The sequence below is a fragment of the Alphaproteobacteria bacterium genome (assembly GCA_020638555.1).
GTDB lineage: Bacteria > Pseudomonadota > Alphaproteobacteria > Bin95 > Bin95 > JACKII01.
Genome location: JACKII010000001.1, coordinates 231,328 through 244,385, shown reverse-complemented (window position 1 = coordinate 244,385; position 13,058 = coordinate 231,328). Strand labels below are relative to the sequence as shown.

Sequence of the window (13,058 nt, the reverse complement as noted above, 5' to 3'; positions counted from 1 at the left end):
ATGCCAGATCGGACCGCTCAACGCAGCGAAACGTATTGGCCGGGATGGCGTTCCAACCGACCGTCCAGTTCCAGTTCTGCGAGGAGACGCGCCACCTCAATGCTGGACAAGTGACACCGCCGGCAGAGTTCGTCAACGGTGACGGGCGTGGCGCCCAGCGCTTCCAGCAGCCGCTGGGTGTGATCGTCCTCGCGGTCAAGGGGGCCGTCATCGCTTTCCCGCAGGTGGTTCGGCAGGCGGTCCGCATAGCCATAGAGCGGTGGCCGTTCGGCGGCCGCCGCCATCGCCGGCAGGGCCGCGAGCACGTCCTCCGCCGTCTCGACGAAGGTGGCGCCTGCGCGCAGCAACTGGTTCGGACCGGCCGCGCGCGGATCGAGGGGCGAGCCGGGCACGGCGCACAGTTCGCGCCCTTCTTCCAGCGCATAACGGGCCGTAATCAAAGAGCCGGAGCGCGGCGCGGCCTCCACCACGACCACGCCGACGGAGAGGCCCGCGACGATTCGGTTGCGGCGGGGAAAGAGCTCCGCCCGCGTTTCGGTGCCAAGCGGCATTTCGCTGACCACGGCGCCGGTCTCCCGGATCGCTGCGGCCAGTTGCGCGTGCTCGGCCGGGTAGAGCTTGTCGAGGCCGCCGGCGGTCACCGCCACCGTGCCGCTGGCCAGCGCGCCCCGATGGGCGCCCGCGTCGATACCGCGCGCCAGCCCGGAGACGATCACAATGCCATGCCGGCCCAGGCCCGCGGCCAGTTCCTCCGCCAGCCGCACACCCGCCGCCGAGGCGTTGCGAGCGCCAACTATCGCGACAGCGCGCCGGTGCAACGCCTCCGCCCCGCCCAGAATGGAGAGCACCGGCGGCGGCGCGGCAGAGTGGGCCAGCAGCGGCGGATAGTCCGGGTCGCCCAGCAGCAGGAAGCGCCCGTCCATCGCCTTCAGCGCCTTGGCCTCGACCAGCACCCGATCCAGGGACGCCGGCGCCCAGGCGTCGCCCAGCCGCTTGCGGATATAGGCGGTGCGTTTCAGCGCTTCCACGGCCGAGCCGAAGCGCTCGATCAGGCTCTGAAAGCGGCGCGGGCCGATGCCGTGGCTGCGGGCCAGTTGCAGGCGCGCCCGCCGTTCGTCCGGGTCGGTGATATGATCGAGAATCGGAACCCTCCCCCGGCCGCCAAAGATTACCGGCCGGCTCTGGCGGTTACGATCCCTTCGGAGGGGTTAACGAAGCCCTAATGCCAAGGGAGAACCCTCATTTTCTCTTGCCGATCCGCGGTTCCTCGCCCTTCAGAAGGCGGCGGATATTGGCGTGGTGGCGAGCGATCACCACCAGGGCAATGAACGCGGCCACGTTGCGAATCCCCGGATCGCTGAGGAAATGGGCCGCGACCGGCGCCGCCACCACGGCCAACAGCGTTGCCAGCGACGAGATGCGGAACAGCACGGCGACCACGAGCCAGGTGGCACAGGCAATCGCCCCAACCACCAGGTCCAGCGCCAGCAGCGAACCCAGCGTGGTGGCCATGCCCTTGCCACCCTTGAAGCGCAGCCAGACGGGGAAGCAATGGCCCAGCACCGCACCGGCAGCGGCGAACACCGCCATGTCCGGGCCGAAGCGCCAGGCGGCGATGACCGCGGCTGCGCCCTTGCCCCCGTCCAGCAAGAGCACGGCGAGCGCCAGCGGCTTGTTGCCGGTGCGCAGCACGTTGGTGGCACCGATATTGCCGGAGCCGATGTGTCGAATATCGCCAAGGCCGGCCAGACGCGTCAGCACCAGCCCGAACGGGATCGAGCCGACCAGATAGGCCAGCAGCAGCCCGGCATAAAAGGGCCATTGGTAGGAAACACCGCCCAGCAGATCGGGCATGGCCGCCCCCTTATGTTTCCGCCGCCTGATAGACGATGCGGCCGTCGACCACGGTCATACGCACCTGCCCCTGCACCGGGCGCCCGTCATAGGGCGCGTTTTTCGACTTGCCGACGCCGCCCTTCACGTTCAGACGCCAGGGCTTTTCCAGGTCGAACAGCACCAGATCCGCCGGTTTGCCCACAGCCAGAGTGCCAAGATCGAGCCCCAGCAGACGCGCCGGCGCCACGGTCATCTTGTGCAGCAGGTCCAGCAGCGACAGCATGCCGTCGTGGTAGAGTTCGAGGGCCAGCGGCAGCAGCGTCTCGACCCCGACCATGCCGGGCTCGGCCTGGGCGAAGGGGATGCGCTTCGATTCCTGGTCGTGCGGCGCGTGGTCGGAAGCGATGACGTCGATGGTGCCGTCTTTCAGCGCCTGCACCACCGCCAGCCGGTCCGGCTCGGCCCGAAGCGGCGGCGAGACCTTGGCGAAAGTGCGGTAGTCCTCCACCTCCAACTCGTTCAGGGCGAAATAGGGGGGCGCGGTGTCGGCGGTGAAGCGCAGCCCTTCCGCCTTGGCCCGGCGCACGATCTCCAACCCTTCGGCGCTGGAGACATGGGCGGCGTGATAGCGCCCGCGGGTCAGCGCCACCAGCCGCCGGTCGCGTTCCAGCAGGATGGACTCGGCCGCGGTCGGGATGCCGGCAAGGCCCAGCCGGGTTGCCAGTTCGCCCTCGTTCATGTGGCCGCCGTCGGCCAGATCCGGATCTTCCGGGTGCTGGATGATCAGGGCGTCGAAACCGCGGGCGTAGGAGAGCGCGTTCCGCATCACCTGGGCATCACGCACCGCCTTGCACCCGTCGGTAAAGGCCAGCGCCCCGGCCTCGCGCAGCAGGCCCATTTCGGTCAGGGTCTTGCCGGCCAGCCCCTTGGTGACGGCGCCATAGACGAAAACCTTGACCAGCTTCACCTCGCGGGCGCGGCGGGCGACGAACTCGACCACGGCCACGTCGTCGATCACCGGGTCCGTGTTCGGCAGGCCGACCATGGCGGTGATGCCGCCGGAGGCCGCCGCGCGCGAGACGCTGTCGATGGTCTCCTTGTGCTCCTGACCGGGCTCGCGGAACTGGGTGCGCATGTCGACCAGGCCGGGGGCGAGGCAATGGCCGCCGCAGTCGACCCATTCGATGTCGGGCGCCAGCTGGTCCGGGCGGATATGCGGGCCGAGATCGGCAATGTGCTCGCCCAGGACCAGCAGGCCGCCCTTGCGGTCGAGGCCGGTGGCGGGGTCGAGCAGGCGGGCGTTGACGAAGGCGCGGCGCATCAGCGAACGCCCTCCCCGATGCCCGGGGCGTCATCCTCGCCGAAATTGGCGATGACATTGCGGGTCAAGAGGTCGAGGCAGGCCATGCGCACCGCCACGCCCATTTCCACCTGCTCCGGGATCACCGAGCGGTTGATGTCGTCGGCCACGTCCGAATCGATCTCGATGCCCCGGTTCATCGGCCCCGGATGCATGATGAGGGCATCGGACCGCGCCGCTTTCAGCTTTTCCACATCCAGGCCGTAAAACCGGAAATACTCGCGCTGCGAGGGGATCAGGCCGCCCTTCATGCGCTCGGTCTGGATGCGCAGCATCATGACGATGTCCACGTCCTTCAGCCCTTCGGCCATGTCGTGATAGACGTCGACGCCGAGGCGGTCCGCATCCGCCGGCACCAGGGTCGGCGGGGCGACCACGCGGACGAACGCGCCCATGGTGTGCAGCAGGAGAATATTCGAGCGGGCGACGCGGCTGTGGGCGACGTCACCGCAAATCGCCACATTCAACCCCGCCAGCTTGCCGAGGCGACGGCGGATGGTCAGGGCATCCAGCAGCGCCTGGGTCGGGTGCTCGTGCCAGCCGTCGCCGGCGTTGATCACCGCGCACTCCACCTTTTCCGAGATGAGCTGCACCGCGCCGGAATAGGGGTGGCGCACCACCAGCACGTCCGGGTGCATGGCGTTCAGTGTCATGGCGGTGTCCAGCAGCGTCTCGCCCTTGTTGATGGCGCTGGCCTCGACCGCGATGTTGATCACGTCGGCACCCAGCCGCTTGCCCGCCAGTTCGAACGAGGTGCGGGTGCGGGTCGAACTTTCGAAGAACACGTTGATGACCGTGCGCCCGCGCAGGTCGGCCCGTTTCTTGTCGCGCTGGCGGTTCAGCGCCACATAGCTCTCCGACAGGTCGAGAATGGTGGTGATGGCCTCGGGGCCCATGCCCTCGATGCCAAGGATGTGCTGATGCGGGAATACGATATCGTCCATAGTCTTCCGGCTTTACGCGCACCGTCGGTGAGTCGCAAGGGGCGGGGCACGCCGGATGGCATCAAGCCTGGGGATGGTCAGCGCCAGGCGCGGCCCCGGCGGACCGCAGCGGTCGCGGGACCGAAGCGCCGCTCAATGGCGATAGGCGAGCGCGGACACCGATTCGGCGTCGCCCGCGGGCAGGGCGACGGCACCCTTCCATCTCTCGCAACTTGAACCCGGCGTCTCGGCACGACCGGAGCCGACGGTCTCGTCAATGAATTCCGGCGAGGCCGACGCATGGGCTCGCAACACGGACAAAAACGCGGTTAACCCCAGGCTGCGGATGACGGTCATGGCGGTACCTCCGTTGTTCGCTCCGAAACAATCTTAGAGGTCAAGAATCGCCATTTCAATGCGAATGGGAATTATTCGCATTGAAATGGCGATTGGCCAAGGCCGGTTCTGGCGCTGTGCGAGACGCCCCGACGCTACCCCGCCAGCATCCAACTCGCCACCGCCGCCACACTCACCATGCCGACCACGTGCTGCAACGTGATGGTGCTGGCCATGGTGCGGCCGTCGCCGCCCATCTGGCTGGCCAGCACATAGCCGCTGGGCGAGCACGGCAGGGCCGACGAGATCACCAGCACCTGGGCGATCCAGGGCGGCATGTCGAGCGCCTCGCAGGCGAGCCACATCGCCGCCGGCATCACCGCCATTTTCAGCACGGTGGCCAGCAGTGTCGACGGGCCGGAACGGCGCAGGCTGGAGAATTCCAGGCCGGCGCCGGCCGCCAGGAGGCCGACGGGCAGCGCCGCATTGCCCAACAGCTTGAACACGCCGAGCGCGGCGATGAACGGGCCGAGCCCGGCGACGTTGAACGCGGTTCCCAGCATCACCGCGATCACCACCGGATTCTTCGCCACCGCCACCGCCATCTGCCGCGGCGAGCGGTGCAGGCCGGCGGCGTTCGCAAACACCAAGATCGAGGTGGTGTTCGAAAGCACCGGCCAGACCGAGGTCATGACCACCACATAGGGCCAGACCTGCTCGCCCAGCAGCGCCGGCACCAGAGCAATCATGACGACGCCGTTCAGCCGGATCGAGGCCTGGTGCACGCTGGCCGCCGTGCCGGGCGGGCTGCGGGTCAGCCAGCGGGCGAGCCAATAGGCGACCGCGCCCAGGCCCAGGATCATGCCGCCAATCGGCACGACCATGGCCAGCACCTCGGCCACGGTCACATCGCGGACCGAGACGTAATGCAGCACCAGGGCCGGCAGGAAGAGATAGAACACGCTGCGCTCGGCCGCGCTCCAGACCGACGCGCCGACGCCTCGCACCTTCAGCCCGTAGCCGATGGCGATGGCGACGATGATCGGCAGGATCGCGAGCGCGACGGTCAGCACTTAGACACGCCCCAACTTAGAAAATTTCAATCATCAACGTCAGGGTCTTTCCCATGTTCGCTCGCCAACCACCATTTTGCAGAATTCACAAGCGCTTCCGCAGCTGAATATCCGACTCCGCTAAATTTCCGACCATCTCCTATTTCTATAATCGCCTCAGTATTTGGCCAATTATGATTAAATTCCTTATTATAATTTGATAAAGAGAGAAAGAATACATTAATTGTTGTTTTCTCAAGCATTAAAAATATCTCTCTTTTCAATCTGGGCTTTTGAAATCATAACCATGACATATATTGCATCAATAGGAGTTTATTTTCATAGTCTTTTCTTTCTATGGATTGATAATAATTCAGAAAACGGCGACAATTTACCTACCCTCACCATCTTCTTCATCAACATCATTATTCTCATCATCATCGTCCGTCGGTGGCCGGATCAAGAAGTCGAGGCAGCCTTGCAGGATGAAGGCCGCCGCGGTCTGGTCCACCAGTTCGCGCCGGCGCGTGCGCGACAGGTCCGCCTCGTCCAACAGCAGCCGCTCGGCCGCCACCGACGAAAATCGCTCGTCCCAGAGCGCCACCGGCAGGTCGAAATGCCGGGCGAGGTTGTGGGCGAACTGGCGGCTCGCCTGGGCGCGCGGCCCTTGCGTGCCGTCCTGGTTCAGCGGCAGACCGACGACAATGCCGCTCACCGCCTCCCCCTTCCAGAAGGCGGCCAAGCTCTCCGCGGTTTCGTAGAATCGCTTCGCCCGCCGCACCACGCCGGCCGGCGAGGCTATGCGCCGGCCGGGGTCGGAGAGGGCGACGCCGATCTTCCGATCGCCGACATCGAGGCCGACCAAACGGGTGTGACGTGGCAGCCCGGCCAGGTCGGCGGGCTTGCAAATCCTTGTGTGCTGGCTAGAGATGAGCCGAGCCCTCCCAGGAAGACTGTCTGTTAACAAAAGGAACGCGCGCATGGCGTTGGATCAGGCGACGGTGGCACGCATCGCCAATCTGGCCCGGATTAAGGTCAGTGACGATGAACTGCAAGCCTGGGCCACCGATCTCTCTGCCATTATCACATTCGTCGAGCAATTGGACGAGGTGAATGTGGACGGGGTCGAGCCCATGACCGGGGTCGGCGACTTTTCGTTGCCGCTGCGCCCGGACGTGGTGACCGACGGCGGCTATGCCGAAGTGGTGACCGCAAACGCGCCGCACGGCGCCCATGGGTTCTACACCGTGCCGAAGGTGGTGGAATAATGGCCACGCTCACCGATCTCACCATCGCCTCTGCCCGCGCCGGCCTGGACGCCGGCGATTTTTCCGCCCGCGAGTTGGCGGAAGCGCACATCCAGGCGATGGCAGAGCACAAGACGCTGAACGCCTTCATCACCGAAACGCCGGAGCGGGCGCTGGCCGATGCCGACGCCGCCGACGCCCGGCGCGCCAGGGGCGAGAGCGCCGGCCCGATGGACGGCGTGCCCATCGCCATGAAGGATCTGTTCTGCACCGCCGACATTCGCAGCACCGCCGGCAGCCACATTCTGGGGCCGTTCGTCCCGCCCTATGAAAGCACCGTCTCCGCCAAGCTGAAGGCTGGCGGCTCGGTGCTACTGGGCAAGGCGAACCTGGACGAGTTCGCCATGGGCTCGGCCAACATCACCAGCTATTACGGCCCGGTAACCAACCCCTGGGTCGCCAAGGACGGCGACAACCGCCAGCGGGTGCCGGGTGGCTCGTCCGGCGGATCGGCGGCGGCGGTGGCGGCGCGCATGGCAATTGCGGCGACCGGCACCGACACCGGCGGCTCGATCCGCCAGCCGGCCAGCTTTTGCGGCATTGTCGGCCTGAAGCCCACCTACGGGCGCTGCTCGCGCTGGGGCATTGTCGCCTTCGCCTCCTCGCTGGACCAGGCGGGACCGATGACCCGCACGGTCGAGGATGCGGCGATCATGTTGCAGGTGATGGCCGGCCACGACCCGAAGGATTCCACCAGCGCCCCCTATGCCTTGCCGAATTTCGCGGAAAAGTTGAATGCGGGTGTGAAGGGGCTGCGGATCGGCGTGCCGAAGGAATACCGCGTCGACGGCATGCCGGCGGAAATCGACCGCGTCTGGACCCAGGGCGCCGACTGGCTGCGTGCCCAGGGCGCCGAAGTGGTGGAGATCAGCCTGCCGCACACCAAATACGCGCTACCCACCTACTACATCATCGCGCCGGCGGAGGCGTCCTCGAACCTCGCCCGTTATGACGGCGTGCGCTACGGCCTCCGGGTCGACGGCAAGGACCTGAAGGAGATGTACGAGAACACCCGCGCCGAGGGATTCGGCGCGGAGGTGAAGCGGCGCATCATGATCGGCACCTATGTGCTGAGTGCCGGCTATTACGACGCCTATTACCTGAAGGCACAGAAGGTGCGTTCGCTGATCCTGCGCGACTTCACGCAAGCCTTCGAGCAGGTGGACGCGATCCTGACGCCGACCGCGCCCAGCGCCGCCTTCGTGCTGGGCGAAAAGCAGGACGACCCGGTGCAGATGTACCTGAACGACGTGTTCACGGTGCCCGCCAGCATGGCCGGACTGCCGGCGATGAGCGTGCCGGGCGGCTTGAGCGACCAGGGCCTGCCCTTGGGCCTGCACCTGATCGCCAAGCCCTTCGACGAGGCAACGCTGATCCAGGTCGGCCGCGCCCTGGAAGACGCCGCGGCGTTCACCGCGCGGCCGGCGGGGTATTGAGGACTGCCGTCATTGCTGACGAGTGTGTTGGCGACAGTGGGGATCAGCTTGCTGGCGGTTAATCTCATTGGATCGCTCCGGCCGCACCGCAGTGCGTTGCTGGCCGGCTATCGCGAGCCGGGCTGGCATCACCCATTGTTGCCTCGGGCGGAAGCCATCCAAAGGCTGTCGGACCTGTCGCCCAGTGCGCCGGATTTCGTCGCGTCCGCCCACACGCTGTTCACCCACGCCTTCGCGCATCCGATCCCGGACAGCCTCAAGACCATTCGCCCAGACCGGAAGAAGCCGCGCCTGACACCCAAGGAACGGCGAGCCTTCGGGCTTACGGTGTCGGCTTGGGAAAACTGGGTGTTGTGGTTGCTGGGGTTCCTCAAGCAGCCCGGCTATTACGGCCATGTGGTCTGCAACTGGCGCCGCGCCGTCGGCCGCGGGATCGGCGATTGCGAGCAGCAGGCCATCGCCGTCACCGGATTCTTTGCCGAGCGGGGGTTTCGGACCGGCTTTCTGACAGGCTGGAACCACGTGATCCCCATGGTCCAGGACCCGGACAGCCGATGGTGGCTGGCAGACCCGGATTTTGGCGTGCTGGCACAGGCTACTCCAGAATCGTTATTGCAAGAGCCAGAGCGGATCCGGGCCATCTATCGCGGCATCCGCAATCGTGGGGACGACACCCCCTTTGGGGCCGAGGCACCGAAGCCTCCGCATTTTGCGCTGGGTGGTCCCGCGTCGCGGTATCCCATCGCATGCCCCATCGAGCGGTTGTCTTATGTCCTGAAATGGGCGATTCCTCTGGCGCTTGTAGGCGCCAGCACCCTATGGCCGCTCTGATTCGGGTGGCTTAGCGGTTCCGTCGGAGCAGATGCAGTAAGGGAAATAGCGAACCATGGCCGAATTGCTGAATGAACCGAAACGCCTGAAGGGCGCCACCGGCGAGTGGGAATTGGTGATCGGGCTGGAAGTGCACGCCCAGGTGATCTCCAACTCCAAGCTGTTTTCCGGCGCCGCCGTCGCCTTCGGCGCCGAGCCGAACACCCAGGTCAGCTTGGTCGACGCGGCCTTCCCCGGCATGCTGCCGGTCCTCAACGAACATTGCATCGAACAGGCCGTGAAGACCGGCCTCGGCATCAACGGCACCGTCAACCATTACAGCCGCTTCGACCGCAAGAACTATTTCTACGCCGACCTGCCGCAGGGCTATCAGATCAGCCAGTACGAGTTCCCCATCGTCACCGGCGGCCATCTCGATATCGAGCCGGAAGGCGAGGTGCCGAAGCGCATCGGCGTCACCCGCCTGCACGTGGAGCAGGACGCCGGCAAATCGATCCACGACCAGCACCCGACCCAGTCCTATATCGACCTGAATCGCTCGGGCACCGCGCTGATGGAGATCGTCTCCGAGCCGGACATGCGCTCACCGGAACAGGCCACGGCCTATATGACCAAGCTGCGCCAGATCCTGCGCTATCTCGGCACCTGCGACGGCAATATGGAGCAGGGCTCGATGCGCTGCGACATCAACGTGTCGGTGCGCCGGCCGGGCGAGGATTTCGGCACCCGCTGCGAGGTCAAGAACGTCAACTCCATCCGTTTCATGCGCCAGGCTATCGACTATGAGGCCAAGCGCCAGATCCGCCTGATCGAGAACGGCGGCACGGTGGACCAGGAAACCCGGCTCTACGACGCGGCCAAGGGCGAGACCCGGTCAATGCGCTCCAAGGAGGATGCGCACGACTACCGCTATTTCCCGGATCCGGACCTGCTGCCGCTCAAGCTCGACGATGCGTTCATCGCGCGGATCGAGGCCGACATGCCGGAACTGCCGGATGCCAAACGCGCGCGCTTCGTCAAGGACTATGGCATTCCCGACTATGACGCCTGGGTGCTGACCGCCGACCAGACCAACGCCGATTTCTTCGAGACGGTGGCCAAGGGACGGGATGCGAAACTGGCGGTGAACTGGATTACCGGCGACTATTTCGCGTATCTGAACCGCGAGGGCTATGACGTCACCAACGCCCCCATCGACGCGGACAAGTTGGGCGGCTTGATCGAACTCATCGCCGACGACACGATCAGCGGCCGCATCGCCAAGGACGTGTTCGAGGCCATGATTGAAACCGGCCAGTCCGCCGGCGAAATCGTCGAAGCAAAGGGCCTGCGCCAGATCACCGACACCGGCGCAATCGAGGCGATCATCGACGAGGTGATGGCCAAGAACGGCGACAAGGTGGAGCAATACCGCAGCGGCAAGGACAAGCTGTTCGGCTTTTTCGTCGGCCAGGTGATGAAGGCGACGCAGGGCAAGGCCAATCCCGCTCTGGTCAACCAGTTGCTGAAGCCGAAACTCGACGCCTGACAGGCCGCCGCGCCCGGTACCGGGTAAAGATTGCCGGCGGCAGTTTTGGGGGTCAGGCGCTGGCCCGCAGCCGCACAAACGCCGGCGTGGCGGAGACTGCCGCCTGGGCTTTCAGACCCAGAATGCGGTTGAGTTGGTCGCGCGTCTTTTCGAGCTGACGCAATTCCCGGACATCGTCGCGGTCGACGACCTCGACGCACCCCAGGCGAATCTCCACTAGGTCCAGCAAAGTCTCCAGCGCTTCGCGCGAAAGGCCGGTTCCCGGGTCGATTTTGCGTTGACGGGCCATGACAGGTTCCTCCTGGCGCAATCTGTCGTCCATCGTAGGACGGCCCGCCTTAACACCCGTCTAACGGCAAAGCCCGCTGTTCCCCGGACGGTGCGGAGCGCCGATCCGGGGCCGGTGTCACCTTGCGAACAGCGGCCTCACCCGCCATAGACGCCGCGCATTCGCCCTTTGAGCTTGGTCAGGGCCAACAGCGCGTCCACGGTCGGCGTCGCCACGCCGGCGGCGGCGCTCATCTCCGCCACCGAGTCCGCCAGCACGTCGATCTCGATCGGCCGGCCCCGCTGGAGATCCTGCAGCATGCTCATGGTGTGATCGGTGGCGTTGACCGTCATGGCGATGCGCTTTTCCATGGCCACGGGAATGGTGGCGCCGAGCGCGGCGGCCACAGCCTCCATCTCCGCCATCATGCACCGCACCACGGCGACCGCGTCCGGCGCGGTCTGAAACGCACCGTTGATCGCCTCGGTCAGGAACGCCGCCTGGTTCCAGCAGAGGCTGTTGATCATCTTGGTCCAGATCTGGCCGCGAATATCCGTTTGGATTGGCGCATGCAGGCCGCCCGCGGTCATCGCCTCCACCAGGCGCAGCAGGCGCGGCGACTCGCTACCGTCCGGCTCGCCGATGGGATAGGCGGCGCGCAGGCCGTCCTGGTGGATCACGCCCGGCTCCACCACCTCCGCCGCGGTCCAGAAGGCGCAGCCAAGGGCGCGTTCCGGGCCGATCAGCCGCCATTGCCGGCCGTCCGGATCGAGCCGGTCGAGCCGGCGGTCGCGGTGCGGCCCCTCCAGCCCATAGAAATACCACCAGGGAATGCCCGTGGTTGGGGGGATCACCGCCGTCTCCGGCCCCAGCAGCGGCTGCATCGCCTCCAGCACGCCGTCGACCTGGTGGCTTTTCAGCGTGATGAACACATAGTCCTGTGGGCCCAGATCGGCCGGATTGGCGGTGGCGGCCACGGGAACCGTGAAATCCAAGCCGTCGCCATAAACCCGCAGGCCGTTCCGCCGCATCGCTTCCAGATGCGGGCCGCGGGCGATCAGGCTGACCTCCGCTCCGCCGCGGGCGAGGTGGCCGCCGATATGACCGCCGATGGCGCCGGCACCGTAAATGCAGACCTTCATCTGACCCCGCTCCTTCAGCCCATCGCCTCAACGAACTTGCGCATCTCGGCGATTTGCGCATCGACGCCGCCAACGCCCTGGCCGGATGTGTAGAAAGTGGCGTGGCTGGCGCCGGCGTCGCGCCAGGTGTCGACCGCCCGGCGCCAATCCTCCGGCCCGCCCAGATTGTGGCGGATCCAGGCCTCGACCCCGAAATTGGCCGGGTCGCGGCCTTCGGCGGCCAGATAGCCGTGCAATTTCTCCAGCATGCCCATGCTGGTGCGGCCGGGATTGCCGAGCGGGATCCAGCCGGCGCCGTATTTCGCCGCCCGCTTCAGCACCGCATCGACGCCGCCGCCGAACCAGACCGGGATCGGCCGTTGGATCGGCAGCGGGTTGACTCCCGCGTGCGCCACTTGGTCGAACTCGCCCGCGAACGTCACCGTGCGCTCGCACCAATAGCGGTTCAGCAACTGCACCTGCTCTTCCTGCTTGCGGCCGCGGGTCGCCCAGTCCTCGCCCAGCGCCGCATATTCCACCGGGTTCCAGCCAACGCCAATGCCAAGCCGGAGCCGGCCGCCGCAGAGAATATCCACCTGCGCCGCCTGCTTTGCCACCAGGGCGGTCTGGCGCTGCGGCAGGATCAGCACGCCACTGGCGAAACCCACCTTTTCCGTGATGGCCGCCATATAGGCGATGGTGGTGAAGGTCTCGTGGAAGCTGTCGTCCGCGTCATAGGGGCCTTCGAAGCCGGGAATCGCCGCGCGGTCGGCCCCCAGCACGTGATCGGAGACCTCGATATAGGCGAAGCCCAGCGCCTCGGCCGCCTGGGCCCAGTCGCGAATCGCAACGCGGTCGGCGGGCATGTCGCGGGTGGGAAAGAAGGCGCCGTATTGCATGGCCATGATGGGGATTCCTCGGATCGGTGCGGCCTTGCCGGGCCGTTTGCCCGCCAGCATAGCGCCTGCCGCCAAAGCCGCGAAGGACTTGTTCCCCGGGCGATGCGAAGCGCCGAACCGGGGCCGGTCTCATACTTCGAACACCGGCAGCGGCGGTGTTC

General features: G+C 66.1%; 15 protein-coding genes. 4 read left to right on the top strand and 11 right to left on the bottom strand.

The window, feature by feature from the left end:
* Positions 1-17 precede the first annotated feature (17 nt).
* From dprA to ruvX, 8 genes are all read right to left on the bottom strand, one after another.
* Positions 18-1,130, bottom strand: coding sequence for a DNA-protecting protein DprA (gene dprA, locus H6844_01140; protein MCB9928012.1), 1,113 nt, complete (start codon positions 1,128-1,130; stop codon positions 18-20).
* Positions 1,131-1,239: 109 nt separating this feature from the next.
* Positions 1,240-1,854, bottom strand: a complete 615-nt coding sequence (plsY, locus tag H6844_01135) for a glycerol-3-phosphate 1-O-acyltransferase PlsY (protein ID MCB9928011.1) — start codon at positions 1,852-1,854, stop codon at positions 1,240-1,242.
* A gap of 10 nt (positions 1,855-1,864) precedes the next feature.
* Positions 1,865-3,157: a dihydroorotase gene (pyrC, locus tag H6844_01130; GenBank protein MCB9928010.1), complete on the bottom strand. Its 1,293-nt coding sequence runs from the start codon at positions 3,155-3,157 to the stop codon at positions 1,865-1,867.
* Positions 3,157-4,140, bottom strand: coding sequence for an aspartate carbamoyltransferase catalytic subunit (locus H6844_01125; protein ID MCB9928009.1), 984 nt, complete (start codon positions 4,138-4,140; stop codon positions 3,157-3,159). The genes pyrC and H6844_01125 overlap by 1 nt, the downstream gene beginning before the upstream one ends.
* A gap of 132 nt (positions 4,141-4,272) precedes the next feature.
* On the bottom strand, positions 4,273-4,476 hold the full coding sequence (locus H6844_01120) for a hypothetical protein (protein ID MCB9928008.1): 204 nt from the start codon (positions 4,474-4,476) through the stop codon (positions 4,273-4,275).
* Positions 4,477-4,610: 134 nt separating this feature from the next.
* Complete coding sequence (locus H6844_01115) at positions 4,611-5,528, bottom strand: AEC family transporter (GenBank protein MCB9928007.1); 918 nt, start codon at positions 5,526-5,528, stop codon at positions 4,611-4,613.
* 26 nt (positions 5,529-5,554) lie between these two features.
* Positions 5,555-5,770 carry a hypothetical protein gene (locus H6844_01110; GenBank protein ID MCB9928006.1) on the bottom strand — a complete coding sequence of 72 codons (216 nt, stop codon included), beginning with the start codon at positions 5,768-5,770 and terminating at the stop codon, positions 5,555-5,557.
* A gap of 128 nt (positions 5,771-5,898) precedes the next feature.
* Complete coding sequence (gene ruvX / locus H6844_01105) at positions 5,899-6,489, bottom strand: Holliday junction resolvase RuvX (protein ID MCB9928005.1); 591 nt, start codon at positions 6,487-6,489, stop codon at positions 5,899-5,901.
* On the opposite strand from ruvX, the gene gatC reads away from it, so the two are divergent.
* From gatC to gatB, 4 genes are read left to right on the top strand one after another with little or no spacing between them, the layout of a single operon-like run.
* Positions 6,488-6,775 carry an Asp-tRNA(Asn)/Glu-tRNA(Gln) amidotransferase subunit GatC gene (gene gatC, locus H6844_01100; protein MCB9928004.1) on the top strand — a complete coding sequence of 96 codons (288 nt, stop codon included), beginning with the start codon at positions 6,488-6,490 and terminating at the stop codon, positions 6,773-6,775. The genes ruvX and gatC overlap by 2 nt on opposite strands.
* On the top strand, positions 6,775-8,250 hold the full coding sequence (gene gatA / locus H6844_01095) for an Asp-tRNA(Asn)/Glu-tRNA(Gln) amidotransferase subunit GatA (GenBank protein ID MCB9928003.1): 1,476 nt from the start codon (positions 6,775-6,777) through the stop codon (positions 8,248-8,250). The genes gatC and gatA overlap by 1 nt, the downstream gene beginning before the upstream one ends.
* A gap of 12 nt (positions 8,251-8,262) precedes the next feature.
* Positions 8,263-9,081 carry a hypothetical protein gene (locus H6844_01090; GenBank protein MCB9928002.1) on the top strand — a complete coding sequence of 273 codons (819 nt, stop codon included), beginning with the start codon at positions 8,263-8,265 and terminating at the stop codon, positions 9,079-9,081.
* A gap of 55 nt (positions 9,082-9,136) precedes the next feature.
* On the top strand, positions 9,137-10,609 hold the full coding sequence (gene gatB, locus H6844_01085; protein MCB9928001.1) for an Asp-tRNA(Asn)/Glu-tRNA(Gln) amidotransferase subunit GatB: 1,473 nt from the start codon (positions 9,137-9,139) through the stop codon (positions 10,607-10,609).
* Positions 10,610-10,661: 52 nt separating this feature from the next.
* Here gatB and H6844_01080 read toward each other — a convergent pair whose 3' ends face one another.
* From H6844_01080 to H6844_01070, 3 genes are all read right to left on the bottom strand, one after another.
* Positions 10,662-10,898 (bottom strand): hypothetical protein, encoded by a 237-nt coding sequence (locus tag H6844_01080; protein ID MCB9928000.1) that lies wholly within the window; start codon positions 10,896-10,898, stop codon positions 10,662-10,664.
* 137 nt (positions 10,899-11,035) lie between these two features.
* Positions 11,036-12,019 (bottom strand): 2-dehydropantoate 2-reductase, encoded by a 984-nt coding sequence (locus H6844_01075; GenBank protein ID MCB9927999.1) that lies wholly within the window; start codon positions 12,017-12,019, stop codon positions 11,036-11,038.
* A 14-nt stretch (positions 12,020-12,033) separates the two neighbouring features.
* Entirely contained in the window at positions 12,034-12,903 is an 870-nt protein-coding gene (locus H6844_01070; protein ID MCB9927998.1) for an LLM class F420-dependent oxidoreductase, read from the bottom strand.
* Positions 12,904-13,058: the final 155 nt, after the last annotated feature.

Coding starts and splice junctions, on each gene's coding strand:
- plsY (MCB9928011.1), bottom strand. CDS start 1,854: ATGCCCGATCTGCTGGGCGGTGTTTCCTACCAATGGCCCTTTTATGCC.
- pyrC (MCB9928010.1), bottom strand. CDS start 3,157: ATGCGCCGCGCCTTCGTCAACGCCCGCCTGCTCGACCCCGCCACCGGC.
- H6844_01125 (MCB9928009.1), bottom strand. CDS start 4,140: ATGGACGATATCGTATTCCCGCATCAGCACATCCTTGGCATCGAGGGC.
- H6844_01120 (MCB9928008.1), bottom strand. CDS start 4,476: ATGACCGTCATCCGCAGCCTGGGGTTAACCGCGTTTTTGTCCGTGTTG.
- H6844_01110 (MCB9928006.1), bottom strand. CDS start 5,770: ATGCTTGAGAAAACAACAATTAATGTATTCTTTCTCTCTTTATCAAAT.
- gatC (MCB9928004.1), top strand. CDS start 6,488: ATGGCGTTGGATCAGGCGACGGTGGCACGCATCGCCAATCTGGCCCGG.
- ruvX (MCB9928005.1), bottom strand. CDS start 6,489: ATGCGCGCGTTCCTTTTGTTAACAGACAGTCTTCCTGGGAGGGCTCGG.
- gatA (MCB9928003.1), top strand. CDS start 6,775: ATGGCCACGCTCACCGATCTCACCATCGCCTCTGCCCGCGCCGGCCTG.
- gatB (MCB9928001.1), top strand. CDS start 9,137: ATGGCCGAATTGCTGAATGAACCGAAACGCCTGAAGGGCGCCACCGGC.
- H6844_01080 (MCB9928000.1), bottom strand. CDS start 10,898: ATGGCCCGTCAACGCAAAATCGACCCGGGAACCGGCCTTTCGCGCGAA.
- H6844_01075 (MCB9927999.1), bottom strand. CDS start 12,019: ATGAAGGTCTGCATTTACGGTGCCGGCGCCATCGGCGGTCATATCGGC.
- H6844_01070 (MCB9927998.1), bottom strand. CDS start 12,903: ATGGCCATGCAATACGGCGCCTTCTTTCCCACCCGCGACATGCCCGCC.